The 26,511-nt window shown below is 76.0% G+C and carries 25 protein-coding genes; 15 read left to right on the top strand and 10 right to left on the bottom strand.

Annotated features, from left to right (window positions below; genetic code table 11):
- Nucleotides 1–181: 181 nt before the first annotated feature.
- From lanKC to OO48_RS40595, 3 genes are read left to right on the top strand one after another with little or no spacing between them, the layout of a single operon-like run.
- On the top strand, nt 182–2,776 hold the full coding sequence (lanKC, locus tag OO48_RS08210; protein WP_051731889.1) for a class III lanthionine synthetase LanKC: 2,595 nt from the start codon (nt 182–184) through the stop codon (nt 2,774–2,776).
- On the top strand, nt 2,773–2,889 hold the full coding sequence (locus OO48_RS39175) for a class III lanthipeptide (protein ID WP_209439450.1): 117 nt from the start codon (nt 2,773–2,775) through the stop codon (nt 2,887–2,889). The genes lanKC and OO48_RS39175 overlap by 4 nt, the downstream gene beginning before the upstream one ends.
- Nucleotides 2,890–2,940: 51 nt before the next feature.
- A complete protein-coding gene (locus OO48_RS40595; RefSeq protein ID WP_280842393.1) occupies nt 2,941–3,063 on the top strand; it encodes a hypothetical protein in 123 nt (40 codons plus the stop codon).
- 253 nt (nt 3,064–3,316) lie between these two features.
- Here OO48_RS40595 and OO48_RS08205 read toward each other — a convergent pair whose 3' ends face one another.
- The 6 genes from OO48_RS08205 to OO48_RS08180 are packed head-to-tail and all read right to left on the bottom strand — an operon-like array spanning nt 3,317 to nt 9,912.
- Nucleotides 3,317–3,916: a GAF domain-containing protein gene (locus tag OO48_RS08205; RefSeq protein WP_033213713.1), complete on the bottom strand. Its 600-nt coding sequence runs from the start codon at nt 3,914–3,916 to the stop codon at nt 3,317–3,319.
- Between the two features lie 10 nt (nt 3,917–3,926).
- Nucleotides 3,927–4,796, bottom strand: a complete 870-nt coding sequence (locus tag OO48_RS08200) for a S8 family peptidase (RefSeq protein ID WP_033213712.1) — start codon at nt 4,794–4,796, stop codon at nt 3,927–3,929.
- Entirely contained in the window at nt 4,793–7,945 is a 3,153-nt protein-coding gene (locus OO48_RS40590) for an adenylate/guanylate cyclase domain-containing protein (RefSeq protein WP_051731888.1), read from the bottom strand. Before OO48_RS40590 ends, OO48_RS08200 begins: the two co-directional genes overlap by 4 nt.
- Before the next feature lies 1 nt (nt 7,946).
- A complete protein-coding gene (locus OO48_RS08190) occupies nt 7,947–8,147 on the bottom strand; it encodes an aroma-sacti cluster domain-containing protein (protein ID WP_033213711.1) in 201 nt (66 codons plus the stop codon).
- Nucleotides 8,144–8,827 carry an iron-containing redox enzyme family protein gene (locus OO48_RS08185; protein ID WP_033213710.1) on the bottom strand — a complete coding sequence of 228 codons (684 nt, stop codon included), beginning with the start codon at nt 8,825–8,827 and terminating at the stop codon, nt 8,144–8,146. Before OO48_RS08185 ends, OO48_RS08190 begins: the two co-directional genes overlap by 4 nt.
- The gene (locus OO48_RS08180) at nt 8,824–9,912 is read right to left on the bottom strand and encodes a radical SAM family protein (protein ID WP_033213709.1); all 1,089 of its coding nucleotides are present in this window, start codon (nt 9,910–9,912) and stop codon (nt 8,824–8,826) included. The genes OO48_RS08185 and OO48_RS08180 overlap by 4 nt, the downstream gene beginning before the upstream one ends.
- Before the next feature lie 295 nt (nt 9,913–10,207).
- On the opposite strand from OO48_RS08180, the gene OO48_RS38135 reads away from it, so the two are divergent.
- The 6 genes from OO48_RS38135 (at nt 10,208) to OO48_RS08160 (ending at nt 14,877) form a co-directional block, all read left to right on the top strand.
- Nucleotides 10,208–10,366, top strand: a complete 159-nt coding sequence (locus OO48_RS38135) for a hypothetical protein (RefSeq protein ID WP_157845401.1) — start codon at nt 10,208–10,210, stop codon at nt 10,364–10,366.
- A 77-nt stretch (nt 10,367–10,443) separates the two neighbouring features.
- Entirely contained in the window at nt 10,444–10,608 is a 165-nt protein-coding gene (locus OO48_RS38130; RefSeq protein WP_157845400.1) for a hypothetical protein, read from the top strand.
- A 111-nt stretch (nt 10,609–10,719) separates the two neighbouring features.
- Nucleotides 10,720–11,883: a radical SAM protein gene (locus OO48_RS08175; protein WP_051731887.1), complete on the top strand. Its 1,164-nt coding sequence runs from the start codon at nt 10,720–10,722 to the stop codon at nt 11,881–11,883.
- A complete protein-coding gene (locus tag OO48_RS08170) occupies nt 11,880–12,701 on the top strand; it encodes a hypothetical protein (RefSeq protein ID WP_033213708.1) in 822 nt (273 codons plus the stop codon). Before OO48_RS08175 ends, OO48_RS08170 begins: the two co-directional genes overlap by 4 nt.
- A 64-nt stretch (nt 12,702–12,765) precedes the next feature.
- Nucleotides 12,766–13,596, top strand: coding sequence for a class I SAM-dependent DNA methyltransferase (locus tag OO48_RS34940; protein WP_051731886.1), 831 nt, complete (start codon nt 12,766–12,768; stop codon nt 13,594–13,596).
- Between the two features lie 12 nt (nt 13,597–13,608).
- The gene (locus tag OO48_RS08160) at nt 13,609–14,877 is read left to right on the top strand and encodes an MFS transporter (protein ID WP_033213707.1); all 1,269 of its coding nucleotides are present in this window, start codon (nt 13,609–13,611) and stop codon (nt 14,875–14,877) included.
- An 84-nt stretch (nt 14,878–14,961) separates the two neighbouring features.
- Here OO48_RS08160 and OO48_RS08155 read toward each other — a convergent pair whose 3' ends face one another.
- Nucleotides 14,962–16,764, bottom strand: a complete 1,803-nt coding sequence (locus OO48_RS08155) for an AfsR/SARP family transcriptional regulator (protein ID WP_063830640.1) — start codon at nt 16,762–16,764, stop codon at nt 14,962–14,964.
- Nucleotides 16,765–17,129: 365 nt separating this feature from the next.
- Here OO48_RS08155 and OO48_RS08150 point away from each other — a divergent pair, with 365 nt between their 5' ends.
- Both OO48_RS08150 and OO48_RS08145 read left to right on the top strand, forming a co-directional pair.
- Entirely contained in the window at nt 17,130–17,603 is a 474-nt protein-coding gene (locus OO48_RS08150) for a hypothetical protein (protein ID WP_033213706.1), read from the top strand.
- A gap of 160 nt (nt 17,604–17,763) precedes the next feature.
- Nucleotides 17,764–18,489, top strand: coding sequence for a dienelactone hydrolase family protein (locus OO48_RS08145; RefSeq protein ID WP_033213705.1), 726 nt, complete (start codon nt 17,764–17,766; stop codon nt 18,487–18,489).
- Between the two features lie 102 nt (nt 18,490–18,591).
- Here the strand turns inward: OO48_RS08145 and OO48_RS08140 are convergent, their stop codons facing one another.
- Together OO48_RS08140 and OO48_RS08135 are read right to left on the bottom strand one after the other, a co-directional pair.
- Nucleotides 18,592–19,449, bottom strand: coding sequence for a hypothetical protein (locus tag OO48_RS08140; protein WP_033213704.1), 858 nt, complete (start codon nt 19,447–19,449; stop codon nt 18,592–18,594).
- Nucleotides 19,446–19,994, bottom strand: a complete 549-nt coding sequence (locus OO48_RS08135; protein WP_157845399.1) for a hypothetical protein — start codon at nt 19,992–19,994, stop codon at nt 19,446–19,448. The genes OO48_RS08140 and OO48_RS08135 overlap by 4 nt, the downstream gene beginning before the upstream one ends.
- Before the next feature lie 581 nt (nt 19,995–20,575).
- Between OO48_RS08135 and OO48_RS08130 the strand changes: the two genes are divergently transcribed.
- Nucleotides 20,576–21,037 carry an Lrp/AsnC family transcriptional regulator gene (locus tag OO48_RS08130; protein WP_051731884.1) on the top strand — a complete coding sequence of 154 codons (462 nt, stop codon included), beginning with the start codon at nt 20,576–20,578 and terminating at the stop codon, nt 21,035–21,037.
- A 137-nt stretch (nt 21,038–21,174) separates the two neighbouring features.
- A complete protein-coding gene (locus OO48_RS08125; protein ID WP_033213702.1) occupies nt 21,175–24,018 on the top strand; it encodes a helix-turn-helix transcriptional regulator in 2,844 nt (947 codons plus the stop codon).
- A 91-nt stretch (nt 24,019–24,109) separates the two neighbouring features.
- Here OO48_RS08125 and OO48_RS08120 read toward each other — a convergent pair whose 3' ends face one another.
- Nucleotides 24,110–24,460 (bottom strand): MerR family transcriptional regulator, encoded by a 351-nt coding sequence (locus tag OO48_RS08120; RefSeq protein ID WP_033213701.1) that lies wholly within the window; start codon nt 24,458–24,460, stop codon nt 24,110–24,112.
- A gap of 634 nt (nt 24,461–25,094) precedes the next feature.
- Between OO48_RS08120 and OO48_RS08115 the strand changes: the two genes are divergently transcribed.
- Nucleotides 25,095–25,319, top strand: a complete 225-nt coding sequence (locus OO48_RS08115; protein WP_033213700.1) for a hypothetical protein — start codon at nt 25,095–25,097, stop codon at nt 25,317–25,319.
- A gap of 617 nt (nt 25,320–25,936) precedes the next feature.
- The gene (locus OO48_RS08110) at nt 25,937–26,305 is read left to right on the top strand and encodes an STAS domain-containing protein (RefSeq protein ID WP_051731883.1); all 369 of its coding nucleotides are present in this window, start codon (nt 25,937–25,939) and stop codon (nt 26,303–26,305) included.
- Nucleotides 26,306–26,511 lie beyond the last annotated feature (206 nt).

Below are 26,511 nucleotides of genomic sequence, written 5' to 3'. Positions count from 1 at the left end.
GGCGCTCCCATACCGGGAGTTGACCGCTGCCGAACCCGCCGCATCTAGCGTCCTGTGCACGGCCCGAACAGGTACGGCCCCGTTCCTCCCCGGCCGGGGGGCGCCCCCGGCCCACCGCGTTCGGAGGAAGGGCGGCCCGCCGCGCCCGCCCGCCACCGGACGACCTGGAGGAGGACCCCCCTTGTTCGACGCACTGTCCGAAGCCCTCGCCGACGAGCAGTTCTACGCTCCGCTCGGCACGATGGCCGACCCCGGGCGGCGCTTCGCCCCCGCCCGGGTGCCGGCCGGCTGGCGCGGCACCGACCGGGACATCTGGACGGCGTGGAGCGCCCCCGGGCTCCGCCGCGCCGAACAGGGCTGGAAGATCCACGTGTCGGCCCGGCTGGAGCGGGCGCAGGAGGTGCTCGACACGGTGGCCGGCACCTGCTTCGCCGAGGGCGTGCCGTTCAAGCACGTGTCGGCGCGCTTCTTCTTCCTCGCCCTGCACCACAAGCACGCCTCCCGCTCCCAGGCGGGCAAGTTCTGCGCCGCGTACCCGCCCGACACCGAGACCGCCGGACGGCTGCTCGACCTGCTCGCCGACGCCCTGCGCGACGAGGAGGGCGGGTACGTCCTCAGCGACCGCCGCCACCGCGACTCCCGCACCGTCCACTACCGCTACGGCGCGTTCACCCGCCGCAGCCGGCTGCTGCCCGACGGCACCGCCGAGCCGCTGGTGCTGGACGGCCGCGGGCGCGAGGTGCCGGACGTCCGACGGCCGTACTTCGTCCTGCCCGACGGCGTCGGCGACCCCTTCGTGGCCGAGGAGCCGGCTCCGCACCGGGGCGCCGTCCGCCTCCGCGACTACGAGGTCGTCAAGGTGCTGCAGCCGAGCAACGCCGGCGGCGCCTACCAGGCCCGCGACACCCGCACCGGGCGGCTCGTCCTGATCAAGGAGGCGCGCCCGCACAACGGCTACACCTGGGACGGCACGAGCGCCCGGGAACGGCTGCGCCGGGAGTACGACAACCTCACCGCCGTGCACGCGTCCGCCCCGGGCGCCTGCCCCGAGCCGCTGGCCCACTTCACCGAGTGGGAGCACGACTTCCTCGTCATGGAGCACGTCGAGGGCCGGCCGCTGGTGAAGTGGATCAACCAGAACTCGCCGGTCCTCCAGACCGACCGGCCCGCCGCCGACTTCGACCGGTACCACGCCGACTGCCGCCGCCTGCTCGCCGGACTGGACGCGGCCCTCGGCCGGCTGCACGCGCTGGGGATGCGGTTCGGCGACGTCAGCCCCGGCAACGTCATCGTCACCCCCGAAGGGGAGCCCCGGCTGGTCGACTTCGAGTCGGCGACCCCGCTGGCCGACCGCCCCGCCCGGATGGGCACCCCCGGCTTCGTGCCGCCCCCGGGCCAGGCCGACCCCGCCGACCCGCTCCTCGCCGACCGCTACGGCCTGGCCGCGATCGTGCTCACCCTGCTCGCGCCCTTCCACAACGCGCCCCAGCTGTCCGCCGCCAACCTCGCCCTGCTGCGCCGCGACCTGGCGGCGGCCGCGCCCGTCCCCGCCGACCTGTGGCGGCGCGCCACCGCCTTCCACCGCCCCGGCCCGGGCGCCGGCGCGCCGCTGCCGGACCCGGCGGAGGTCGACGCCGACCCGCTGGGCTGCCTGGCGCGGCTCGCCGACCGCACCGCGACCGGACTGCTCGACCTGGCCGACCCCGACCGGCCCGGCCCGCTCTTCCCGCCCTCGCCCGCCGCGTTCCACACCAACACGGTGTGCCTGGCGTACGGCACCGCCGGCGTGGTGCACGCCCTCCAGCGGGCGGGCCTGCCCGTCCCGGACGACGTCGGCAAGCGGCTGCGCCGCGACGCGCTGGCCGCGGCGGACGAACTGCCGCCCGGGCTGCTGGCCGGCTCCGCCGGGGTCGCCCGGGTGCTGGCCCGCGGCGGGCACCCGGACGAGGCGGCCGACCTGCTGCGCGGCGCGGACGGCCACCCGCTGACGGCGACGACCAGCACCCTGGCCGGCGGGCGCGCCGGGATCGGCCTCGCCTGGCTCGCCCTGCACCGGGACACCGGCGACCCCGACCACCTGGAGCGGGCGGCCGCCGCCGGCGAGGCGCTGCTGCGCACCGCCGACCTGGTGCCGACGCTCGGCGCGCACGACGCCCGCGGCCTGTTCCACGGCCGCTCCGGCCTGGCCCTCTTCCTGCACCACCTGTCCGCCGCGACCGGGGAGCCGCGCTACCGGGCCGCCGGACGGGCGCTGCTCCACCAGGAGCTGGACCGCGCGGTGGAACTGCCCGACGGCTCGCTCTCGTTCGCCGACAACGCGGTGAACCGGCGGGTGATGCCCTACCTCGCCACCGGCTCCGCCGGGATCGGCACCGCCCTGCTGTCCTACGCGGCGGACGAACGCTGCGCCGAGGCCCTGCCCCGGGTGGTCGCCGACGCCCGCAAGGTCTGCGCGGTGCAGTCCGGCCTGCACGACGGCTTCGCCGGACTGGTCCACCTGCTCGCGCAGTACGCCGACTTCACCCGGCACGACACCGACCGCGGGCACGCGGTGCGGATGGCGACCGGGCTCCTCAAGTACGCCGTCCCGCACGGGGACGGCGTCCGCTGGCTCGGAACGGGTTCGCTCCGGTTCAGCGCCGATGTGGCCAGTGGCGGCGCCGGCGTCCTGCTGGCCCTGCACCGTGCCCTCCACGGCCCGGGTGACGACTGGTTCACCCTGGATCCCACCCGTCCACGGTCACGTGAACGGTCAAGCGAAGGGAGTCGTCCATGACCGAGGTGCTCGCCCTGCAGCAGCTGGAGGTCGAGACCGGCGAGGAGGCGGAGGAGGCGGCCTTCCCCTGCTTCAGCATCCACGCCAGCACGATCACCGAGACCTTGTACTGATCCCCGCCCGTCCGCCCGTCCGTCCCGTTCCGACCAGGAAGGAACCGTTCCATGACCGAGATCCTCGCCCTGCAGCAGCTCGACGTCCTCCCGAGCGACGAGGAGGCGGAGGCGTCGGCCTTCCCCTGCTTCAGCATCTACGCCAGCTCGTGGGTCGACACCGACCTGTCCTGAGCGCCTGTCCCGAGCGCCGCCCGTCCCGTCCCGACCCGGCCCGTCCCGTTCCGACCAGGAAGGAACCGTTCCATGACCGAGATCCTCGCCCTGCAGCAGCTGGAGGTCGAGGCCGAGGCCGAGGCCGCGTCCGAAGCGGCCTACCCGTGCTTCAGCGTCTTCGCCAGCCACTACTACGAGACGCTGTAGCCCCGGTCCGGTGAGGTGACGCCGCGCCGCCGACACCCGGTGTCGGCGGCGCGGCGTCCCCCGTTCAGGCGTGCGGGGCGTCCACCAGCAGCCGTTCCAGGCGGCGCACCAGCTCGGCCGCCTCGGTGCGCCGCTCGGGGGCCAGGCCCGGACCGGCAGCCGGTCCGGTGCGCTGCCGGGTGACGATGCGCAGGGCGATCGAGGCCTGCCGGGCGAACAGGAACAGCAGGTCGAGGTCGGAGAGGCTGGAGCGGGACTGCGGGGCCGGGTCCAGCACCTCCAGCACGCCCAGCACCCGGTCGTCGTCCATCAGCGGCGCGGCCATGATCGCGTCGGGCACGTACGCGGTGGACTGCGCCAGCGAGCGGTCGAAGGAGGCGTTGGCCGCCAGGTCGTCCACGATCATGGGTTCGGCGGAGGCCGCCACCCAGCCGGCGATGCCCCGGTCGGCCGGGAAGCGCCGGCCGACCAGGAACTCCTCGCCCCGGCCGGAGACGGCCTGGAAGACCAGCTCGCCGGCCTCCTCGTCGAGGAGGAACACCGAGCTGGCCTGGGCTCCGAAGATGGCCCGGGCCACCTCGACGACCGACTGCAGCAGCTCCCGGGCGGAGGGGTCGTCCGGCGGGCCGGAGGGGTCGGTGACGGATCGGTTCTCGACTGACACAGGGACACCTCTACTGGTGGACGCCGTCGGCGGCGCTCCGCGGACCGCTGCCGACGTGGGGGAGACGGACGTTGGCGGCGGAGAGGTAGAGCGCGCTCTTCAGCTGGAAGGGGGTCATGCGCGGGTACGCCGACAGGATGCGGGCGGCCAGACCGGTGATGAAGGGCGTGGCGAAGCTGTTGCCGGTGGTGCGGATCGTCTTGCCGCCCAGCCAGGCGACCTCGACGTTCTGGCCCGGGGCGAAGAACTCCACCGGCGGCCGCGGGTTGTACAGGTGCAGCCCGGGGTCGTCCTCGTGGTGGCTGCCGACCGAGACCACCGAGGCGAACCGCCACGGGAAGCTCTCCACCGGGGTGTTGTGCGCCGAGGCGACGATCACCGTGCGGTTGAAGTACGCCTCGTCGGCGAGCTCGCGCAGTTCCTGCGCGAACCTGGTCCGGGTGGTCGACAGGCTCAGGTTCACCACGTCGAAGCCCTGCCGGACGGCCCAGCGCAGCCCGCCCATCAGGACCTCGCCGGTGCCGGAGAACCGCTCGCCGAGCACCCGGACGCTGGAGAGCTCGCACTCCGGGGCGACCCGGCGGACGATGCCGGCGCAGGCGGTGCCGTGGCCGCAGGTGTCGCCGGTGTCGGTGGCCTCCACCCGGACCCCGTCGTCGTCCTTGACCACGACCCACGAGCCGTCGATCCGGCCCACGGCGGGATGGTCGCGCTCGACGCCCGAGTCGACGACGCAGACCCGGACGCCCCGGCCCGTCCCCGCCGAGACGGCCGCGTCGGGGTCGGGGAAGGGGTCCGCGGCCACCGGGATGTCCTCGGGACGCCTGTCCCGCAGGCTCCAGGTGAGGGCGCGGTCGTTCGCGGCGGTCGGTGTGCTCATGGGGACTCGTTCCGGTGCGGGCCTACGGGAAGGGTGTCGGGGCGGGCCCCGGCGGCGGGGGAGAGCCCGGCGGCGCGGGAGAGTTCGGCGGCCCACCGCACCCCAGGCCGGTGGCCCTTGGCGCGGAACCGGGCCCCGGCCTCGGCCGCGGACGCCGCGGCCCGGGCGCCGAGGCCGAGCAGCAGGCAGGTGTGCGCGTGGTCCAGGGCGGCCAGGCCCCGCACGACCGGGGAGTCGGTGGTGGCGGCCGCGGCGAGCGCCTGGTCGGCGAGGCGCAGCGCCTCCTCGGAACGGCCCTGCGCGGCGGCGATCCGGCCGCGCAGGCCGTCCAGCTCGACCGCCTCGGCGTGCGGCCGGGCGGTGGCCGCCGCCAGCCGCTCCACCACCGGGGCGGCCCGTTCGAGGTCGCCGGAGTCGACGAGCAGCCGGGCCGACTCCAGGGCGATGCCGTCCAGCAGGGTCCCGGCGCCGTAGCGGCGGCCGTGTTCGGTGGCGGTCGCCAGCAGGGCCAGCGCCCGGTCCCGGCGGCCGGCCAGCGCCTCCACCGTGGAGCCGAAGACCGGCAGGAAGACCCGGGCCTCCGCGTAGCCGAGCTCGGCGGCCAACCGTTCGGCGTCCGCCAGGCTCGCCCGGGCCTCGTCCCAGCGGTCGTCGAGGGCGAGCAGCAGGGCCAGCGGGCAGCTCAGGGTCAGCCGGACGGTGCGGCGCCGCGAGCCGTGCTCGGCGAGCAGCGCCCGGCAGTGGTCGACGGCCTCGGCGGCGGCCCGCGGCCCGCGCCACAGCGAGATGCCCGTCGCGCCCAGCGCGGCGGCCCGCTCCGGCTCGCCGTCGGCCCGCACCGCGTGGGCCAGCGCCCGGGTGAGCAGGGCGGCCGCCTCGCCGTGCCGGCCCTGCGCCTGGTGGCGCTGGCCGAGCCGCAGGCAGGCCCGGGCCTGGCCGAGCTCGTCGCGGGCGGCCTCGAAGACCGGCAGCGCCGCCCGGGCCGCCTCGGCCGGCGTCTCGCCGCCGGGGCGGACCGTCGCCAGCGCCAGCCGCGCGTGGGCCCGCTCCACCGGGTCGGCGGCGGTCGCGAGCACCCGGTGGAGCAGGTCGAGGCCCTCGTCGGTGCGGCCGAGGGCGAGGCGGGTCTCGCCCAGCCGGCGGGCGACGGCCGCGCCCTCCGCCGGGTCGGCGCCGTGCAGGGCCGCCGCGCGGCCCAGCAGGTCCTCGGCCCAGGGCAGGTCGGAGCGGGCCTGGGCCTGCGCGCCGGCCCGGCCGAGCGCGTCGGCGGCGCGTCGGCGCAGGGTGTCGGTGAGGCCGTCGGACAGGCCCAGCGCGGCCCGGTGGCGGTGGGCGTGCTCCAGGTGGCCGCCGACCGCGGCGGGGCCGGCCGTCCGCACGGACGGCAGCTCCGCCGCCCGGGCGTGCCCTTCGGCCCGGGCCCGCTTGGACAGCGACTGGTAGGTGACCTCCTGGACCAGCCCGCTGACGAACCGGAACGTGGCCGGGCCCGGGCGCGGTCCGGGCACCGGCTCCACCAGCCGGTGCCGGGTGAGTCGCAGCAGGGTGGCCCGGACGGCGTCCGGCGTGTCCGGCGCGCCCGCGGGCCCGGACGCGGCGAGCCCGGCCAGTTCGCCGACCGTGAACTCCCGGCCCAGCACCGCGGCGAGGTCCAGGACGCCGCGGTCCGGCGACGCCAGTGCGTCGATGCGCGCCCCGAGCACGGCCTGCACGGTGGGCGGGAGCCCGCCCGGCAGGCCCGACCCGGCGGCGACGGCCAGCAGCTGTTCGAGGTGCAGCGGGTTGCCGCCGGCCCGTTCCAGCAGCGCGGTGGGCGGGTGCTCGGCGTGCGCGCCGAGGTCGGTCAGCTCCGCGGCCAGCAGGGCGGACTCCTGGTCCGACAGCCCGGTCAGCGGCATCGACAGGGCCTGCTCGCCGAGCGGCTCGGCCCGGACGTCCAGCAGTTCCGGCCTGGCCAGGCAGACCAGCAGCACGCCCGCCCCGTCGAGCTCGCCCGCCAGCCGGCCGAGCACGTCCAGCAGCAGCGGCCCCGCCCACTGGGTGTCGTCGACCACCAGGACGACGGGGAGGCGGGCGGCCAGCGCCCGCAGGACGCGCACCAGTGCCGCGCAGGTCTCGTCCAGCGACGGGGTCGGGGTGCCGTCCAGCAGCAGGCCGCCGGAGAGCAGCCGCAGGGCCTCGCCGAGCCCGGGCGCGGTGCCCGCCGGACCGGCCCCGGCCAGCAGTTCGGTCACCGCGTCGGCCAGCGGGCGCAGGCTGCCCTGCTCGCCGTACGGCCGGCAGCGGCCGGCGCCGTGCAGGTGCGGCCGCGGGGTGCGCCGGAGCCACTCGCGCAGCAGCCGGGTCTTGCCCTGCCCGGCCTCGCCGTGCACCAGCACCCGGCGGACCCGGGGGCCCCCGGCGGTGTCGGCCAGCACGGCGTCGAGCGCTTCCAGCTGGCGGCGGCGGCCGACGAAGCGGACGTCGAAGCGGCGCAGCAGTTCGGGGTCGTCCTCGCCGAGCCCGAGCAGCCGGTGCGCGGTGACCGGTTCGGCCTTCCCCTTGAGCAGCAGCGGCCCGACCGGTTCGGCGCGCACGGTGCTGCCCGCGGCGAGCAGGGTGTCCGGGCCGATCAGGATCTGCCCGGCGGCGGCGTTCTGCTCCAGCCGGGCGGCGACGTTGACGGTCTCGCCGGAGACCAGTGCCTGCCGGGCCGAGGTGTCGGCGCCCGCCACCACCTGGCCGGTGTTGATGCCGATCCTGACGTCGAGCCGCACCCCCAGCAGGGCGCTCAGTTCGGCGTTCAGCCCGTCCAGCGCGTCGACCATGTCGAGGGCCGCCGCGAGGGCGCGGCGGGCGTCGTCCTCGTGCACCGCGGGGATGCCGAAGACGGCCATCACGGCGTCGCCGATGAACTTCTCGACCGTGCCGCCGTGGGCCTCGATCTGCTGCCGCATCAGGTCGAAGTAGCGCAGCGTGACGGTGCGCAGGACCTCCGGGTCGAGCGCCCCGGACAGCGCGGTGGAGCCGACCAGGTCGCAGAACAGGACGGTGACCACCTTGCGCCCGTCCGGCGAGCCGGGGCCGGGCGGGGCGCACGCGGCGCCGCAGGACGGGCAGAAGCGGGCGTCGGGCGGCAGCGCGTGCCGGCACGCGGAGCACTCGGCCATGTCAGAACAGCGCCCCGCCCGCGATGTCGACGTGCGCCTGCACTTCGGGGGCGCTCTCGTCCAGCCGGCCCTTGATCTCCACCAGCACGCCGAGTTCGTGCGGTGTCAGGGCGCTCAGCACCTCGCGCTGCTCCTCGCTGAACGCGGTCAGGTCGAAGCCCGCCGCCTGCAGGCGGGCGAGTGCGTCCTGGTGGTCGGTCATGCGGAACCTCCTGGGATGGCTGCCAGCTGGAGAAAGAGGCGGGTGACGCCGTCGGCCGTGTGCAGGGCGCTGACCGCGACGGCCGTCTCCTGACCGGGCGTCAGGGGCAGGTCGTCGAGCAGGGCGTCCAGCGCCGCCAGGTGCCCGGAGTCGAGGTCGGCGTGGTCGCGGACGGTGCGGAAGGCCGCCGCGGGCAGGCCGGTGCGCGCCGCGAGCCGGTCGGCCAGCCCGGGCGCCGGGGCGTGGCCCTCCAGGACCCGGATGTAGCCGAGCAGCGCGACCGGGTGGTGGTGCTCGATCCAGTAGTACTGGGCGCCGGCCAGGCCGGCGACGACGGGCGCGCCGAGCCCGTCGCGGGCCGCCGCCGGGTCGGCGCCGGCCGCGGCCAGGTCGGCCAGCAGCCACTCGTCGTGGCCGCGCTCCTCCTCGATGTGCCGCTCCAGGTACCGGCCGAGCGGCCCGGCCACCGGGTCGCCGGGCGCCAGCTCCGCGCAGCGCCGGGCGGCCCGCTCCATCAGCGGGACCGAGGCCCGGACCAGGGCGTGCATGGCGTACAGGTAGGCGACGTACCGGCGGGCGCGGCCGGACGGCTCCCACAGCGCGGCGGTGGCGGCGTCCAGCACCGGGGCGGCGAGGTCGAGCTTGACGCGCAGCGCGGCCGACCGGCCCGGGCCGCTCACGCCGCTCCGCGACCGGTCGGCGAGCCCAGCGCCACCAGCTCCGCGAACGCCGGGGAGCCGTAGCGCCGGACCAGCCCCACCGGGCCCGCCGCGACCTGCGCCCGGGCCGCCTCCCGGTCCAGCAGGGCGCCCACCGGGCCGGACGCCTCCCGCTCCGCACCGGCCAGCACCCCGGGGCGCCCGGCCAGCCCGCGGCAGGTGCCGCAGTAGTCCAGTTCGCCGCAGACCGGCTCCGCCGCGTGCCGGGCGACCAGGTGGGCGGGGCCGACGGTCCGGACCATCCGCAGCACGGGGGAGTCCAGCAGCCGGCGGCGCACCGCCGGCCAGCCGTCCTCGGCGGCGTGGCCCAGCAGCAGGTGCGCGGGCGCGGGGCGGTGGTCCACGACCCGCTGGTTGCAGCAGGCCAGCACCGCGCCGTCGAACGCCACCACCGGCCAGGCGGCCATCGCGCAGGGCACCGCGCGCCCCGCGTCCACGGGCCGGCGGGCCCGGGCGGCCCAGGCGGCGGCCCGGCCGAGCGGGCGGACCTCGGTGACCAGCATCGGCACCCGGTCGGCGAACTCCCGCCGGACGGCGGCGGTGACCTCGGCCAGGTACGGGTCGTCCGGGCCGCCGCCGGTGAGGTGGAAGCTGGCCGGGACGCCCGCGTCGAGCACCCGGTGCACCGCGCGGAACACGTCGGCGCGGGGGACCTCCCGCTCGTGGTGGACGTCCAGGCTGGCCGAGAAGTGGTCGAGGGCCGAGACCGCCCGGACGACCGGGGCCGGCACCCGCCCGCCCCGGGCGAAGAACATCCCGCTGAGCAGCGCGGTGCGGCACCCGGCGGCCCGGGCCAGCGCCGCGAGCTCCGCCGCCAGGCCGGGCCGCAGCAGCGGCTCCCCGCCGGTGAGCATCAGCACCTCGGGCCGCTCCGCGGGCGTGAACGAGCCGACGAAGCGCCGCAGGTCCGCGGCGCGCGGCTGCTCGCCGGCCATGGACGAGGAGGTCGAGCAGTGCGCGCAGCTGAGCGGGCAGCGGCGGGTCAGGGTGAGCAGCAGTCCCGCTCCCGGAACCGGTCGCAGTCCGATGAGTTCGGCCAGTTCCACGCGCCGCCCCCGGTTCGTCGGTGTGCCGCCCCCGCGCGGCCGTGTCGCCAGCAGCGTCCCCGGGGCGGGTTTCGATCCGGTCGACGCGCGGTTGCGGACCGGTATGTGCGCTGGTGGCGGGCGGGCCGGGGGCGCCCGGGCGGTGGCCGGGGGCCCGGGGGCGGCCGCTCCGAGCGGCCGTGGCGTGCGCCTTAGCCGGTAGTTAAGCGGTTGCCGACCGCTTCCGAACCGGCGCCGCCGATGTTGGTGCCGTGCCGGTGCGGCGTCCGCCGCGCAGCCGATGCGGAGGAACCAGATGGTCGAGAAGTTCGAAGGCGGGAGCCACGTCGACTGCCCGCTGTACTACATGACCGAGTTCGGCGTCCCGGAGGACGACGAGGTCCTGGCCCACGGCGCCGTAGTGCCCGAGCCGGCCGCCGTGCCGGACGGCACCCCCGCCGGGGACCGGGCCTGACGGTCCGTCCGCCGGCAGCGCCGGGGCACCGGCGAGGCACACCCGGAACACCCGCTTCTACCTCCCTGGAGAGAGCCATGTCCGAGAAGTCCGAGAAGTTCGACGCCCCCAAGGTCATCTGCGGCGTCTACGACAAGGAGGCGGCCAACTTCGTCGACGACGAGGTCACCGCGCACAGCGCCGAGACGTACGCGGACACCGAGGTGATCTGCGGCGTCTACGACAAGGAAGCGGCCAACTAGTCCCGCGCGGCCGGGTGGCCGGTCCCGCGGGCCCGCGCCCCGGGTCCGGCCACCCGCCTCCGCTCCCGGCGGGAGCCCCGTCCGACTCGTCACAGGAAGCACAGGCCTACCGTGAGAATCATCGAAGGCAAGTCCGGCGTCTGGCACCTGGGTCCCGGAGGGACCGTCCTCCTGCCCCACCGCTACTACCGGGGCGGTCGGCTGACCGAGGAGGGCGCGCGGGAACTGGAGCAGGCGGACATCGCGCAGGGCTCGCCGAGGGACCGCTACAACCTGACCGTGGTCACCTCGACGGCCTGCAACCTCGGCTGCCCGTACTGCTTCCAGAACACCGACGCCGCGCAGCCGGGCCGGTTCGACCCGCCGCGGATCGACAAGCAGGTGCTCGACGGCCCGACCATCGACCGCATCGTGGAGTTCACCCGGCCCCGGATGGAACAGGCGGCCGTCCGGCGGCTGTTCGTGCTGCTGTTCGGCGGCGAGCCGCTGCTCAACCCGTGGGCCTGCCGCGAACTCCTGGTCCGCCTGGCCGCGTTGGGGCCGGTCACCGCCTCGATGGTCAGCAACGGGGTGCTGCTGACCCCCCGCAAGGCCGAGCGGCTGGAGGAGGCCGGGCTGCGCTCGGTGCAGATCACCCTGGACGGCCCCAAGGACCTGCACGACTCGCTGCGCGCCACCCGCGCCGGGCGCGGCACCTACGAGTCGATCCTGGACAACATCACGGCCGTCCAGGCCGCCACCCGCCTGCGGTTCGGCCTGCGGCTCAACACCACCGCCGAGGGCCTGCCGCACCTGGAGGGCCTGGTCCGGTCGCTGGCCGAACGGGTGGACCCGTCCCGCTGCACCCTGGACATCGCCCCCGTGCTCAACTACGCGGGCATGTTCGACGGCGTGCTGGACCGCTCCGGCGGCGAGGTGGAGACCATCCTGGCCGCCTACACCGCCGCGCTGGAGGCCGGCTTCACCGTGGGCTGGCCCGGCGGCGGCTCGTGCGGCTTCTGCGGCGAGCAGGACGGCGCGTCCGGCGCGGTCATCAACGCCGACGGGACGCTGTACAGCTGCTGGGAGACGATCGGCAAGCCCGGGTACGAGGTCGGGGACATCGACACCGGCTACCGCGCCTACCCGCAGGACCGCTGGGTCAGCTGCGGCGAGTTCGCCAAGCGGTCGACGACCCGGGCGGCCTCGCAGGCGTTCGAGGACGCGCTCTCGGTGGGCTTGCTGGAGCTGCTGCGCGCGCACAAGCGCCGCGCCGAGGCGGTGGCGGCCGGGTGAGGGCGCGGCTCTGCCCGCTGACCAGCCCCGGGTACAGCCACCCGGCCACCGCCGCGGCGCTGGAGCCGCACCGGCGCGGGCACGAGGTCGCCTTCTGCTCCGGCGCCGCCGCCCTCGCGCCCGCCGCGGCCGCCGGCCTCGACGTCCGGCCCGGGGCCGCCGAGAGCGCCTTCGACGTGAGCCGCTGGCTCCAGGCCGGGGAAGTCCGGTACCGCACCGTGCTGGAGGCCGCGCGCGGTCCGCGCGGACGTCGTGGTCACCTCCGTGCTGTGCCCGGGCGCGCTGCTCGCCGCCACGGCGCCGGCCCCGACCGGTCCGCCGCCTACGCGCACCCGGGCCGGACGTTCGGCGGCAGCGCCCTGCGGCCGTGGATCGAGCGCGCGTTCACCGGCACCGGCCGCCGGGCGGTGGTGGAGCTCGGCCGCACCGAGGAGCACCGTCCCGCTCCCGGAGCCGACGTGCCGGCGGTGCGCCACCGCTGGACGGGCCCGCTGCTCGACCGGGTCGACCTGGTCGCCGTCGACGGCACCAGCGCCCCGGTGCCGGGCGCGCTGCTGCACGACCGACCGCTGCTGCGGCCCGACGGCGGCGAGCAGCCGGTCGTCGGCGGGGCCGCCCTGGCGGCGGGCGTCGCCGCCGAGTCGACCGAGTCGACCGAGCCGACCGAGCCGACCGAGCCGACCGCGGACCCGGGGCCGTTCGCGCGGGTGCTGGGCGACCACGCACCGCGCTCCCGGGTCCGGCGGCCGGGCGAGTCCCTGCGGCAGGCCAAGAGCGCCGCCCTGGCCGCGCAGGCGGTCGAGGAAGCCAGTCGCTGAACCGCCACCGGGCGCCGCGCCCGCCCCGCACAGGACCCGCACAGGACCCGAACAGGAGTCGCTCATGAGCACCGTCCCCACCGACCACGCCGCCGTCGCCTACGACGCCACCGCGCCGTTCTACGACGCGCTGACCCGGCAGGACGACTACACCGTCTTCGGTGACCTGCTGGAGCAGCTGATCAAGCGGGCCGACCCGCCCGGCGACCGGCTGCTGGACGCGGGCTGCGGCACCGGGCGCAGCACCGCGGCGTTCGCGCGGCGCGGCTTCCGGCCCACCGGGACGGACATCAGCCCCGCCATGATCGAGATCGCCCGGACCACGCACGCGGACACCGGCATCGACTTCCACGTCCACGACATCCGGCTGCCGTTCGAGCACGGCGGCCCCTACGACGTGGTGCTGTGCATGAGCGACATCGTCAACTACCTGGCCGACACCGCCCACCTGGCCGAGGCGCTGGTCAGCCTGGGGCGGGTGATGAGCCCCGGCGGCGTGCTGGTCTTCGACGCCAACACCCGGCGCGGCTACCGGTTGATGCACGAGCCGCACGTCTTCGAGTCGGAGGGCCTGCACGTCGCGCTGCGCGGCCGCTTCCTGCCCGAGGAGGGCGACCCGGAGCGGTTCCGGCTGAACATGACCGCCTTCCGGCGGTCCGCCCAGGCCCCCGGCGCCCCCGACGCCCCCGGGGCGCCCGAGACGTGGACCCGGGAGAGCATCGACCACCTCCAGCGGCACCACTCCGTCGACGAGTTCACCCGGTTCCTGGACGCGGCCGGGCTGGACCTGGTCGCCGCGCACGGCCTGAACCGCGACGGCAGCCTCGCCGACTCGGTGGACGAGGACAGCCACACCAAGGGCCTCTACGTCGCCGTTCGCCGCACCGCGCGCTGACCGGGCACCGCCGTGATCACCAAGAACTTCACGCTGATCTGGACCAGTCAGGCGCTCTCCGACATGGCGAGCGAGATGACCTCGCTCGCCCTGCCGCTGGCGGTGCTGGCCTCCACCAGGTCGCCGGTGGACGCGGCCATGGTGGCCACGGCCGTGGGGATCGCCCAGCTGGTCGCCAAACTGCCCAGCGGCCTGATCGCCGACACGGTCGACCGCAAGTCGCTGATGCTGCTCTGCGACGCCGGCCGGGCCGTGATCGCCCTGCTGCTCGTGCTCACCCTGGTGACGGGGCACCTGACCACGGTCGTCGCGGTGACCGCGGCGGCGGCGACGGCCGTGGTGTCGACGCTGTTCTCGTCGGCCGAGGCGGGCGTGCTGCGGCAGTCCGTGCCCCCCGAGCGGCGGCAGGACGCCCTCACCCGCACCGTCGTCCGCGTCAACATCGCCATCGCGATCGGCCCGCCGCTCGGCGGCCTGCTGCTCACGCTCGGCGCGCCGATCGCCTTCCTCGTGGACGCCGTCTCCTACCTGCTCTCCCTGGCCCTGCTGTCCCAGGTGGTGTACGAGCACCTGCCGCGCCCGGTCGAGGCGCCCGCCCGGGCGGGCGCCGGGCCGCTGCGCCACACCGCCGGCGAGCTCACCCGCGGCTTCGGCTGGGTGGTGCGGCGGCGGCCGCTGCTGTTCCTGGTGGGCGTCGTCGCCTACATCAACCTGCTGGGGCGCGCGGTCGAACTGCTCGCCGCCATCGGCGCGTCGGACGTGGGCCGGCACCCGGTCTCGGCCGGCTGGGTGCTGACCGCCGCCGGCTGCGGCGGGATCGTCGGCGGCGTCTGCACCGGCTGGATCCTGCGCCGGTTCCGGCCGGCCACCGTGCTGCTGACCGTGCTGGCGGTGTGGTTACTGGCCACACCACTGGTGGCGCTCGGCGTGATCGGGCTCACCATCGGGGCGGTGGGCGTGATCGTCTTCTTCCTGCCGCCGATCGGCTCGCTGGTCTTCGTGCAGGTGAGCCTGGACTCGCCGGTCCACCTGCAGGGGCGGATCTCGGCGGCCGTCACCCTGCTGGCCGGCAGCATCGCCTGGGTCGGGCCCGCCGTCACCGGCTTCCTGATCTCCGGCGCCGGCGGCCGGACCGCCTCGATCGTGCTGGTCGCCCCGCTGCTGCTGCCGCTGGCCGCCCTCGGCGCCAGCCCGCGGCTGCGCGCCGCCGTCAACACGCGGCCCGAGCCGGTGGCCGACCCGGTCGGCACCCAGAAGCTCGCGCCCGCCGCACCGAACTGACCACGGGGCCCGGGGGCGCGCCCGCACCGCTCGCGCGCCCCCGGCGCGCCGCCCGGCTCACGCGGTCCCGGCGCGCCGCCCGCCTCACGCGGTCCCCCAGCCCGCGTGCTCGCCGTACACCGTCCACGCCGCCTGCTCCCGGGCGAGCAGCCGGGTGAGGTGCGGCAGGGCGTACACCGCCGCGTGCGCGGTCACCTCGCTGTCCGGACAGAGAACCACCCCGGCCTCGATCAGCCGCTCGATCTGCCGGCGCGCCGCGTCCGGGGCGCAGCCCAGCGCGACCGCCGCGCCCTCCGCGGTGAACAGCGAGGAGTCCGGCAGCCGGCCGAGGCGCAGCAGCACGAAGCGGTGGGCGTCGTCCAGGCGCCGCCACTCGTCGGCGAGCAGCGCGCGCACGTCGAGGTCGCCGACGGCGAGTTCGTCGAGCACGGTGCGCGGGTCGGCCAGCCGGGCCGCGTACTCGGCCATCGGCAGGTGGCGCAGGACGGTGAGCTTCAGGCCGGCCACCCGGACCGCGAGCGGCAGCAGGCCGCAGGCCCGGACCAGGCGTTCGGCCGCCGCCCGGTCGCAGCCCACCCGGTCGGTGATCCGGTCGAGCAGCTCCAGCGCCTCCTCGACCGAGTACGGCGGCAGGTCCACCCGGCGGGTGCCGACCAGTCCGGCGAGCCGGGTGCGGGCGGTGACCACGGCGGTGCTCGCGCCGGTGCCGGGCAGCAGCGGGCGCACGCTCGCCTCGTCGGGCGCGTCGTCCAGCACGAGCAGCACCCGGCGGTCGGCCAGCCAGGCGCGCCAGGACGCGGCGGCCAGGTCGGGGTGCTCGGGCACGCGCGCGCCGTGGCCGGTGTACCGGGCGAGTTCGGCCGCCAGCGACGCGGGCGAGCGCCGGGAGCCGTCCGGTTCGCGCAGGCTCAGGTGGATGCGCCCGTCGGGGAAGTGCTCCGCCAGGCGGTGCGCGGCGTGCACCGCCAGCGCCGTCTTGCCCACCCCGGCCGGGCCGGTGACCAGCACCACGCCCCCGCCGTCCGAGGCCGCCGCCACCAGCTCGGCGACCTGCCCGCGGCGCCCGGTGAAGTCGGGGAGGTCGGGGGGCAGCGCGTGCGGCGCCCGCCGCCCGGCCCCGCCGGGCCGCGCGGCGCCCGCGGCGGGGGCGCCGTCCGCCAGGATCGACTCGTACAGGCCGGTCAGCGCGGGGCTCGGCGACAGGCCCAGCTCCCGGGACAGGCGCTGGCGCACCTCCTCGTACGCGGCCAGCGCCTCCGCCCGCCGCCCGCAGCGGTGCAGCGCCGTCATGTGGGCCGCCCGCAGGCGCTCGCGCAGCGGGTGCTGTTCGAGGAGCTCCGCCGTCACCTCGGCGACCTCGCCCGACAGCCCCGACTCCAGGGCGGCCTCGGCCCAGTCCTCGCTGACCGCGAGGTAGCGTCCGACCAACTGGTCGGCCTGGGCCCGCACCGGCTCGGAGCAGAGCAGTTCGGGCAGCGGCGGGCCGGTCCACAGCCGCCGGGCGCTGTCGAACAGGGCGGCGGCCGCCTCGAAGCGGCCGTTCGCGGCGGTCGCGCGCGCCGTCCGGGCGAGGGCCTGGAACCTGAGCGCGTCCAGCTCGGGCTCGGCCACCCGGATCAGGTAGCCCCCCAGCCCGTGGTGGATCCGGTCGCCGGCCGGCTCCAGCGTCCGGCGCAGGGCGGAGACGTACACCTGGATGTTCTTGCGCGCGGTGCGGGGCGGTTCGTCGGCCCACAGGGCCTCGGTCAGCCGGTCCACCGAGACGAACCGGTTGGCCTCGCCCAGCAGCACGGCCAGCACGAGCCGCTGTTTGAGCGGACCGAGCGGGAGCAGGTCGTCCCCGACCCGGACGGACAGCGGACCGAGGAGGGAGAACCGGACGATCATGGTCACGGGTGCCTTTCGATCGTGGCGGGGGCCTCGCGGGCGGCAGATCCAGCGCCTCAGCCCGGGCCGGTCCGCGGACCGTGCTCCGCGCGACCGAACACTCGGACGACTGTCAGGGGCATGGAGGGAGGCTAACGGACGGTAACCGGTCAACCACCCGGTTGTCCGCCGGTTACGTAGCCGATTACGTGGTTCCACTTAGGCCCGGGCACGGGCCCGGGCGCGGGCGCGGCCGCACGCGACCGTGGGCCGGCCGGCTCCCGGCCGGCCCGGGCGCCGGGTGCGGGTGGGCTGAGGGCCCGGTCCCGGAGCGGCGAGGATCCCGCGGCCGCCGGTACGGTGTGACTTCGATCAGGGGAGGACGATTGTCCGGACGTTTCGCCGCGGCCCTCGCCGTGGCAGCCTTCGCCGTCACCGGCTGCACCACCGCCACCGAGCCGCAGGCCGGCGGGCCCGCTTCCGCTTCCGTCTCCGGTTCCCCCGGGCCCGCGTGCAGCGCCGCGCCGAGCCCCACCGAGAGCTACGAGGACAACTGGCAGGGACCGCTCCCGGAGGAGATCCGCTGCCTGCCGCACGTCGCCGAAGGCTCCCTCTCCTTCATGGCGAGTGGCCCGACCCCCGGCGGATGGAAGGCCCTCGACGTCCGGGTCACCCCCGACACCGACCCGGACCAGGCCCGGGCACTGTGCCACCGCATCACCGAAATCGGATGGGGCAGCGGCGGATCGCACGGCATCACCCTGCTCCTGGTCAGCGGAGCGGGCCACTTCACATCGACGCCCGACCTGCCCGTCTGCTTCGACGGGGACCACTCGACCGACCCGCCGACCACGCCGTAGCGGTCCTGCCCGAGGCGGCCGAGCGGGGAGCCGCCGCCGCGGGAACGGGGGTTGGTGGCGGACCGCGAGCCGTCGCCGCATCCCGGAGGAACACCGCGCCGTTCTGCCGGCGGCAGAACGGCGTCCCGACCGGACTCGCCGGTCACTACTGTCCAGTCGCATGACGACGATCACCACGCGCACGGTCGAGTACCCGGCCGACGGTCTGACGATGATCGGGCACCTCGCGCTCCCGGCCGGAGCCGATCGCCGGCCCGCGGTGCTGCTCGGGCCGGAGGGCATGGGGCTCAGCGACGTCGAGCGCCGCCGGGCCGACGCGCTCGCCGAACTGGGGTACGTGGCGCTGGCCTTCGACCTTCACGGCGGGCGCTACCTGGCCGACCCCGAGGAGATGCTGGCCCGTTGCATGCCGCTGCTCGCCGACCCCGACCGGATGCGGGGCATCGGTCATGCGGCGCTCGACGTGCTGCGCGCCGAGCCGCGGACCGACCCCGACCGGATCGCCGCCGTCGGCTACGGCACCGGGGGCGCCGTCGGGCTGGAACTCGGGCGCGACGGCGCCGACCTGCGCGCGATCGGGACGGTCAACGCGCTGACCACGGGCCGACCGGGCGAGGCGGCGCGCATCCGCTGCCCGGTGTGGGCCGGGGTCGGGTCGGAAGACCCGATCATGCCGCCCGCGCAACGGGACGCGTTCACCGCCGAGATGCAGGCCGCGGGCGTCGACTGGCGCCTCGTGGTCTACGGCGGCGCCTTGCACGCCTTCCACCACCCGCCGGTCGACCACCCCACGGTCCCCGGCGTCGGCCACCACCCGCGGCACGCCCGGCGAGCCTGGCACGACGTCGTCGACCTGCTCGCCGAGTGCCTGACCGCGGCGGAGTGATCCGGTCGACCGCCGAGACTCCGCCGCTCGTCCGGCAGTTGCCGACCTCGTGGACGGTCGCGCACCAGCCGTGGTGGGGGAACGCGGGTTCCCCTCAAAGCGTCACGGATAGCCGAACGGCTGCAGGATCGGCCCGCAGACGTGCCACTCGTCGCCGCCTTCGCTCGCGTGGTGGTCCAGGTGGGCGCACCACCAGAGCACCACGTCCTTGCCGTCGATGTTCTCGCCGTTGACCTGCGTGGCGATCTGGTCGTCGCTGGGCGTTCCCAGCCGCCCTCGCAGATCCTCGGGTCCCCGGTAGGCGGTGACCGCCGCGTCGAGTCGGCCGAAGGCGTCGGCGGCGCCGTCGAACGGTCCCGGGGCGATCGTGTACCCCTGGAGGTGCCCGAAGGGGTTCGACTTGTTCAGCACCGCGTAGGTGTTGCGCGGCGAGTGGGCGGCTTGGGCCTCCACCGTGTAGGGCAGCCAGCCGGGGCCCCAGCCCCAGTCCGTGCCCACCGGGAGGTGCTCCAGCGCCAGGTTGTTGGCCGCCCCGACGACGTCGAAGTCGAACCGCCAGTAGGCGTGGTGCCGGTGGTTGTACGGAGCCTGCAGGCCGGCGCTGTAGAGCTGCGGCAGGATGATGCCGTCGTTGCGGAAGATCCACCGGTTGGTCAGCCGGTAATGGCCGATCTCGTGGTAGCTCTCGACCACCAGGAACCGGAAGGTCGGACTGGGGCTCCCCTCGTGGACAGTGACCGATCCGCGCATGTTCCCGGTGCTGAGCTGGTCCTTGTACGGGCCGGCCGGGCCGTCGTACTGCACGCGGATCATCGGCAGGCTGGCCTTGTGCAGGACCAGCCGGTCCTTGAAGTAGAGGTCGTAGAAGGCGATGGCCTCGCTGTCGCCGTCGACCATCTGCCAGCTGAACTTCCACACCGGCGCCTCGGGAGGCCATTGCACGTTGCCGGCGACGGTCATGACACACCTCCGTGGACGTCGGGGACCGGTCCCGCGCGGACGACGTCGCGGTCCGTCAGGTCCACGACGGCGAAGGCGATCGGGAGCCTCCTGGTCCTCGGGCCGAAGCGCAGGTCGACCAACCGGTGCCCGTGGCGCGGGCTGCGGAAATCGACGTCCTCCACCAGGATGCCGGCTCCGGATCCCAGCTGGTCCTCGTACTCGGACAGCCGCCCTCCCTGCCGCACCAGTTCGATGGCCTGGCGCTCCTCGGACGCCGACAGCTGCGGTTGGTAGCGGCGTCTGCGCACCTCGCGGACCCGGCCCGTTCCGAGATCGACCGCGGCCTCCACGGCGACGTTCTCCGTGTAGTCGAAGATGATCACGAGCGGGTACTGGGTCTCCCGGTCGGCCGCTTCGGAGCCCACGCCGATGACCTCGTGGCGTCGCCCGGCGAGTTCCCCGGAGACGTCTTCGGATCGCAGTGCCAGCTCCACCGCCCGCCGGCTCCCCGCCTCGTCGATGATCGGCTCGGCGTCCTGGACGGTGACCGGCGTGGTGGTCACCGACTGCACGTGGGCGCGGAAGTCCGGAGCGTCGGAGAACGGTGGATCGAGAACGGGTCCGAGATTGATCCCTCCCGCGTCGGACAGTCCTGGCGGGGGCAACGCGTATTCGCCAGACATGACGAACCCTTCGGGCGGTGCGGAATTCCAGCATGGAAGAGGCCGCACGGTACCGACGGGCTCGGCCCCCGGTGTGCGATCCTCGGCGACGCGCCGTCCCGCCGTCCCGGTGGAACTGGCACGACTTCACCCGCGATCGGTCCCCGCGGAGCGGGAACCCTTTCCTCAGGATCTCACCTCGCCCGACCGGCGCAACTCCCGGGGGCGGGCATCGGCCTGGTCGTCAACTCCTTTCCCCCTCTTGTGAATTCACGGCTCACCCGTGGTGTCGCGCCGCCGGTGGGCCGCGCGGACGAAGGCGGGCGCGTCGCCGGCCCGGCCCGTGGCCGGAGCCGAGGCCGGTGGTCGGCACCGGCCACCACGCCCGAGGAAGGACCGGGCCCGCACCGCACCTGCCGCACTCCGTCCCCGAGTTGCTACGGTCGCGGACGAACGGACGCCTGGGAGAGGAACAGGACCACATGACGACCCGCATCGAACTGGACGCACTCGACAAGCTCCTGATCCGGCTGCTCCAGCAGGACGGCCGCGCCTCGTACACCGACCTGGGCAAGGAGGCGGGCCTGTCCGCGCCGGCCGTGCGCGCCCGGGTGCAGCGCCTGATCGAGCGCGGCCTGCTGGAGTTCGCCGCGGTCACCGACCCGATGAAGCTCGGACTGCCCGTCATGGCGCTGCTGGCCATCAAGGTCGACGGCGGGCTCCCGGAGATCATCGCCGCCCTGGAGGACATCGACAGCGTGATCTACCTGGTCTCCACGGCCGGCTCGCACGACCTGTTCGCGGAGGTGGTCTGCCGGACCATGGACGAGCTGTCCACGGTCATCAACGACCGGATCCGCACCGTCCCGGGGGTGCGCACCGTCGAGTCCTTCCCGTACTTCGGCATCCACGTGCACCGGTTCACCTGGGACATCCCCGACTGAACGGATCGCCGGGCGATATCCGTACGTTGAAATCGACGCCGCAGCGGGTACGCAGCTTCAGAAACGGAAGTCGAACAGGGGTGCTGCCCGTCGGTATGGTTCTCCCGTCAGCGCCCCGCGAGGGAGGGAAGGCGCTCATGGCCGCAGTGCCCGCACCGGCTGTCGACGAGCGCCTCACCGGGCGCCTCGTCGGGCGGGAGCGCGAACTCTCCTCGCTCGCCGGCGCCCTGGACGCGTGGGAGCGCGGCCGCGGCGCGGTCGTCGAGATCCCCGGGGATCCGGGCATCGGCAAGACCCGGCTGGCCGAGGCGCTCGGCGCGCTCGCCGCGCGGCGCGGCCACCCGGTCGCCCGCGCCCACGCCCTGCGCGACGGCGGCGTCCCGTTCCAGGTCTTCCGCGACGCCTGGCCGGCGCGCAAGCCGGCCGGCGGACCGCCGCCGCGCTTCGACGAGACAGCCGACTGGGCCGGGACCGTCCTGGTCCTGGACGACGTCCAACTGTGCGACCCGGCTTCGGCGGCGCTGCTCGCCCGGCTGGTGCGCGCCGCCGGACCCGCCCCGTTCCTGCTCGCCCTCGCCCACCGTCCCGCCCGCACCGCCCCCGAGTTACGCCGGGCGCTGGCGGACGGCGCCCGCTCCGGCCGGGTCACCCGGGTCGAACCCCGCCCGCTCGGCCCGGAGGCGGTGGCCGCGCTGCTGGCCCGCCGGGCCGCCCCCGCCGTCCCCGCGCCGCGCACCCCGGTCGCGTCCGACACGTACGCCGCCCGGCTGTGCGCCGCCGCCGAGGGCAACCCGCGCTACCTGCACCTGCTCCTCGCCGCCCGTTGGCAGCCCGAGCACTGGCCCGACCGCGCGGGCACCGACACCGCCGGGCTGCTGCGCGCGGCCAAACCGCTGGCCGCCGAGTTCGACGCGCTCTCGCCGCAGACGGTGAGCGCCGCCTCGGCCGCCGCCGTGGTCGGCAGCCCGTTCCGCCCCGAGGACGTCGCCCGGCTCTCCGGCCTCGGCCTGGACGCCACCCTCGACGCGCTCGCCGAACTCGAGGAGGCGGACCTGGTCCGCCAGGCCGACTGGAAGGGCGGCCTGGCCTTCCGCCACCCCGTCGTCGGCCACGTCGCGCAGGAGCGGGCCGGTCTCTCCTTCCGGCTGCGCGCCCACCGCCGGGCCCTGGAACTCCTCGCCGGACACCCCGGCCGGGCCCGCGACCGGGCCCGGCACGCCGAGCACCTGCTGGGCAGCGACGCCGCGCTCGCCGCGCGCACCCTGGCCGACAGCGCCGCGGAACTCGCCCTCCACGAACCGGAGACCGCCGCGCGCTGGCTGCGCCTGGCCCTGGAGGCGCTGCCCGACGGCACCGCCCGCAACGAGCTGGAACTCGCCTGCTGCCGCGCACTGATCGCCTCGGGCCGGCCGGACGAGGCCCGCACCCGCGCGCACGACCTGCTCGGACACCGGGCCGCGGCGCTCACCTCGAGACAGCTGCTCCAGGCCCACGCCGTCTGCGTCGGCGCCGAACGCCGGCTCGGCCGCTACGCGGAGGCCGCCGCCATCGCCGACGCCGCCCTCGGCCTGCTGCCCCGCCCGCTGCCCTCCCCGCTGCCCGCCGAAGCCACCGAACTGGTCATCGAGCACGGGCTGGTGCACGTCCTGCGCGGCACCCACGACCAGGCCCGCGACCTGCTCGGACAGGCCGTCCGGACCCCCGGCGACACGGATGCCAACGAGGCGGACCGCACCGTGCTCCGGGTCCTCGACGCGCTCTGCGTCACCCACTCGGGCGACCTGGCCGAGGCGATCGGCGAAGTCGCCCGGTGCGCCCGGCTGGTGGACGCCCTGCCGGACCCGCTCGCCGGGCGCACGCCGGAGACCCTGGCGCTGCTCGGCAGCGCCGAGCTCTACCTGGAGCGGTTCACCGACGCGACCCGCCACCTGAGCCGCAGCCTGAGCGCCTGCCCCCGCGGCCCCCAGCAGCCCATCCTGCTGCACTGCCTCCTCGGGCTCGCCACCGCCGACCAGTGGACCGGCCGGCTGGGCGCCTCCGAACGGCACGCCCGGGACGCCGAACGGCTCGCCCGCTCGCTCGGGGCGCCGCCCGCCGTCGCCCTCGCCCAGGCGATCCGGGCGACCACGCTGCTCTGGGCCCGCGGCCAGGCGTCCGTCGAGGAGGTCCTCGCCCTGGTCGACGAGGCGGCCGGCGCCGTGCCGCCCGACCACGACTGGTGGAGCGCCTCGGCGACCGGCCTGCTCGCCCACGCCCGGCTGCTCGCCGGCGACGCCGCGGGCTGCCGGCGACTGCTGCTGGACACCGCGCGCGGCCGGCGGCTCCCGCGGGTCCGCCCGTTCTCCCGGCCCTTCCTGCTCTCCGTGCTGGCCACCGCCACCCTGGAGTGCGGGGACCACGCGGAGGCCCGGCGCCTGGTCGGGGCCGCCGAGGCGGAGGCCGAACGGCTCGGGCTGCCCGTCCAACTGGCCTACGCCCGCAGCGCCCGCGCCGGGCTGCACCAGGCCGCCGACGAACACGACGCGGCGGCCGGGCTCTTCGCCGCCGCCGCAGGGGCGTTCCAGGCCGCCGGGATGCCCGTGCAGTACGCCTGGACGCTCGCGCTCGGCGCCCCCTCCTTCCACGCGGCGCACGGCCCGGCGGAGGCCCGCGACCGGCTCGACGCCGCCGAGGCGGTCGCCCGCACCCGCGCGGCCCTGCTGGTGGGGGAGCGCATCGCCCGGGCGCGCGCCGAGCTGGCGGACGGCTCCCGCCCCGGACACCCGCTCGCCCTGCTCAGCGGCCGCGAGCGGGAGGTCGCCGAACAGGCCGCGGCGGGGATGCGCTCCCGCGAGATCGCGGACCGCCTGTTCCTCAGCCCGCGCACGGTGGAGACCCACCTGTCCCGGATCTACCGCAAGCTCGGGGTCTCCTCCCGCCGCGCGCTGGCCGACCTGCTGCGCAGCCACGGCCTGCGCATCCAGCGGCTCCCGGCGCCGTAGCCGCGCCAGCGGCACCGGCTGAGGCCCGGGGCGGGCGGCGGGGTGCGGCTGTCGCCCACGGCGGGCCGGCCCCGTCGCCCCGGCGGGCGGGTCAGGTGTCGGCGGCGGGTTGCCGGCCGTGCCGGGAGGAACGCAGCTGCTCGTTGATGCGCAGGGCTTCGTCGAGTTGGTCTTCGAGGATGACGATGCGGCAGGCGGCGTCGATGGGGGTGCCCTGGTCGACGAGGTCGCGGGCGCGCATCGCGATCCGCAGTTGGTAGCGGGAGAAGCGGCGGTGCCCGCCCTCCGAGCGCAGGGGGGTGATGAGGCCCTGGTCGCCGAGGGAGCGCAGGAAGCCCGGGGTGGTGCCGGTCATTTCGGCGGCGCGGCCCATGGTGTAGGCCGGGTAGTCGTCGTCGTCGAGGGAGTCGGGGACGCGGGGTCGGACGGCTGTCGTGGTCACTGCACCTCTTCTTGTCGTGCCGGAACGCGCCGAGGGGCCCCGGGGCCGTTGTGGCTCCCGGGGCCCCGAAGGGTTTTACACCATCCACCGGCTCTCGGGCCGGGTTCCTTGTGTCCGCGCGGCCCCGTGGAAGGGGGCGTGCGGGGATCGCGTATGCGTGACCGGAAACCACCGTCCTTACCTTGGGGGTCTTCGGATTCCGCCCGGGTGACTGCCTCACGGGCCGGGCGATCCTGATGGCGCTCCGTCCCCTCCGTTCGTCCTCCGTACTGGCCGGGTACTGCGACTGCCAGTACTGCTCGACTCGACTCGACTTCACTTGCCGGTAGTGCACTTGCCAACTGCGGTACCGCTGGGTGGCGGCCCCTGATGCCTGCGGGCCGCCCAGCCCGGCCGCCGGCCCTGTCGCCCGTGCTGAACATCCGTGGCTTCAAGACCCTGCAACCGTGCCGACCTGCGAACTTCTCTCCTACTGCCCGCCAGTTCGTGTCTGGCGGGTACCGCTCGACCTCGTCTACGGGAGAAACACTAACCACGGCGTGTAGCAATGTCTACTCCAGCGGGCATAGATTTTCCGATGCCAGTCGGGGAGGTAATCTGCGCCTCCGCGCAGGATCGAACGGGGAGGCGAACGGTGGGAGAACCGCAGGCTCTGGGGGCGGGGGCGCACCTTCGGCCCCACACCCAGGCGTCGCTGGCGGCGGCGATCGGCGAAGCGGTGCGAGACCGGGACGAGAAGGTCCTGCGCAGGCTCCTGGCCCGCTTCGCCGAACAGGCCGTCATCGCGGACCTACCCGCTCTGCGCGACGCCATCGACGCCGCCCCGCACCACGGCGACCGCCCGCCGGCCCCCCGATAGGCCCGGTCGCCGGGGCAGGGGACCGCGGGTTCGAAGCCTGCCGTCCTGACCGTGAAGTCGGCTGTGGGAGCCGGCACTTGGGAAACCGGGTGCCGGCTCCTTCCGTTGTCGGGCCGGCTGGTGGTCGCCCGGCGGCCGCCGGGCCGCCGGACCGTCGCGTGCGGAGGGCTCCGCACGGTCTCCGGCCGGTCCCCGGGGGGTGAAAGTCCGCCTCGCGGGGTCAGGTTCTCCTGCCTTCGTGCCGAAGGGGTTCGTAGGCAGAAGGAGGGGGTCGGCATGGGGTACGTGCTGCTGGGTTTCGGACTCGTCTGTTCCGTGGCGGCGCTGGTGGTGTTCCTGGCCGCGGCGCGGGCGGGCAGCCGCAGCGAGGAGGACGCGGAGGACGGTTCCGGCTGAGCCGGCCGCAGAGGCCCGGGTGCCGGGTGCCGGGTGCCGGGTTCCGGGTTCCGTGTTCCGTGCCCCGGCCGGGCGGGCTCACCATGCGGGGCGGACGGCTCCGGGGTTTCAGGAACGGGGAGACGACGGATCGGTGACGGTTCGGCGGCGGGCGTGGACCTCCGGGCCGTCGGGCGGGACGATCTCGTGCACCGTCGCAGCCGCTCGGAGGGAGCGCACCCGTGGTGCCGGCGCAGGAGGACCTGCACATCAGTGCGATCGAACTGCCGGGCCGCGCCCGGGTGGTGCGGTTGGAGGGCGAGACGGACGTGGCCCAGCAGGCGCGGTTGCGCGCGGCCCTGTCGGCGGCGGTGCGCAGCGGGGTGGCGGGGGTGGTGATCGACCTGTCCCGGTTGCGGTTCTGCGATTCCTCCGGGCTGCGGGAGCTGGTCCTGGCCCACGGCAATCCCGAGGGCGTCGTGGTGGTGCTGGCCGCGCCGACGGCGCAGTTCCTGCGGTTGGCGGAGGTCACCGGTGCCGACCAGGTGCTGGCGATCCGGCCCACGGTCGCGGCGGCGCTGACGACCGCCGCGCGATCCGCGCCCCGGTGAGGCCCGGGGCCCCGCCGCAGTGAGCTCCGTGGTCGGCCGTCCCGGTCCCGGAGGCGCGGCACGTCGGAGGTCCGGGCCCCGAATCCTGGTCCCGGGCCGCCCGGCACGCGGCCGCCCGGCACGCGGCCGCCCGGCACGCGGCCGCCCGGCACGCGGCCGCCCGGCACGCGGCCGTTCGAACCCGGGCGGCAGCTCCGGCGGGCCGG

The sequence above is a fragment of the Kitasatospora phosalacinea genome (assembly GCF_000716545.1).
Classification (GTDB): domain Bacteria; phylum Actinomycetota; class Actinomycetes; order Streptomycetales; family Streptomycetaceae; genus Kitasatospora; species Kitasatospora phosalacinea.
Note: the sequence above shows the minus strand (reverse complement) of the source record. Positions and strands in the feature narration are given on the sequence as shown.

What these genes read in the sequence shown, in the direction of transcription:
- OO48_RS39175 (WP_209439450.1), top strand. Translation starts at nt 2,773, where the DNA reads ATGACCGAGGTGCTCGCCCTGCAGCAGCTGGAGGTCGAGACCGGCGAG.
- OO48_RS40595 (WP_280842393.1), top strand. Translation starts at nt 2,941, where the DNA reads ATGACCGAGATCCTCGCCCTGCAGCAGCTCGACGTCCTCCCGAGCGAC.
- OO48_RS08200 (WP_033213712.1), bottom strand. Translation starts at nt 4,796, where the DNA reads ATGAGCACACCGACCGCCGCGAACGACCGCGCCCTCACCTGGAGCCTG.
- OO48_RS40590 (WP_051731888.1), bottom strand. Translation starts at nt 7,945, where the DNA reads ATGGCCGAGTGCTCCGCGTGCCGGCACGCGCTGCCGCCCGACGCCCGC.
- OO48_RS08190 (WP_033213711.1), bottom strand. Translation starts at nt 8,147, where the DNA reads ATGACCGACCACCAGGACGCACTCGCCCGCCTGCAGGCGGCGGGCTTC.
- OO48_RS38135 (WP_157845401.1), top strand. Translation starts at nt 10,208, where the DNA reads ATGGTCGAGAAGTTCGAAGGCGGGAGCCACGTCGACTGCCCGCTGTAC.
- OO48_RS38130 (WP_157845400.1), top strand. Translation starts at nt 10,444, where the DNA reads ATGTCCGAGAAGTCCGAGAAGTTCGACGCCCCCAAGGTCATCTGCGGC.
- OO48_RS34940 (WP_051731886.1), top strand. Translation starts at nt 12,766, where the DNA reads ATGAGCACCGTCCCCACCGACCACGCCGCCGTCGCCTACGACGCCACC.
- OO48_RS08155 (WP_063830640.1), bottom strand. Translation starts at nt 16,764, where the DNA reads ATGATCGTCCGGTTCTCCCTCCTCGGTCCGCTGTCCGTCCGGGTCGGG.
- OO48_RS08145 (WP_033213705.1), top strand. Translation starts at nt 17,764, where the DNA reads ATGACGACGATCACCACGCGCACGGTCGAGTACCCGGCCGACGGTCTG.
- OO48_RS08140 (WP_033213704.1), bottom strand. Translation starts at nt 19,449, where the DNA reads ATGACCGTCGCCGGCAACGTGCAATGGCCTCCCGAGGCGCCGGTGTGG.
- OO48_RS08130 (WP_051731884.1), top strand. Translation starts at nt 20,576, where the DNA reads ATGACGACCCGCATCGAACTGGACGCACTCGACAAGCTCCTGATCCGG.
- OO48_RS08125 (WP_033213702.1), top strand. Translation starts at nt 21,175, where the DNA reads ATGGCCGCAGTGCCCGCACCGGCTGTCGACGAGCGCCTCACCGGGCGC.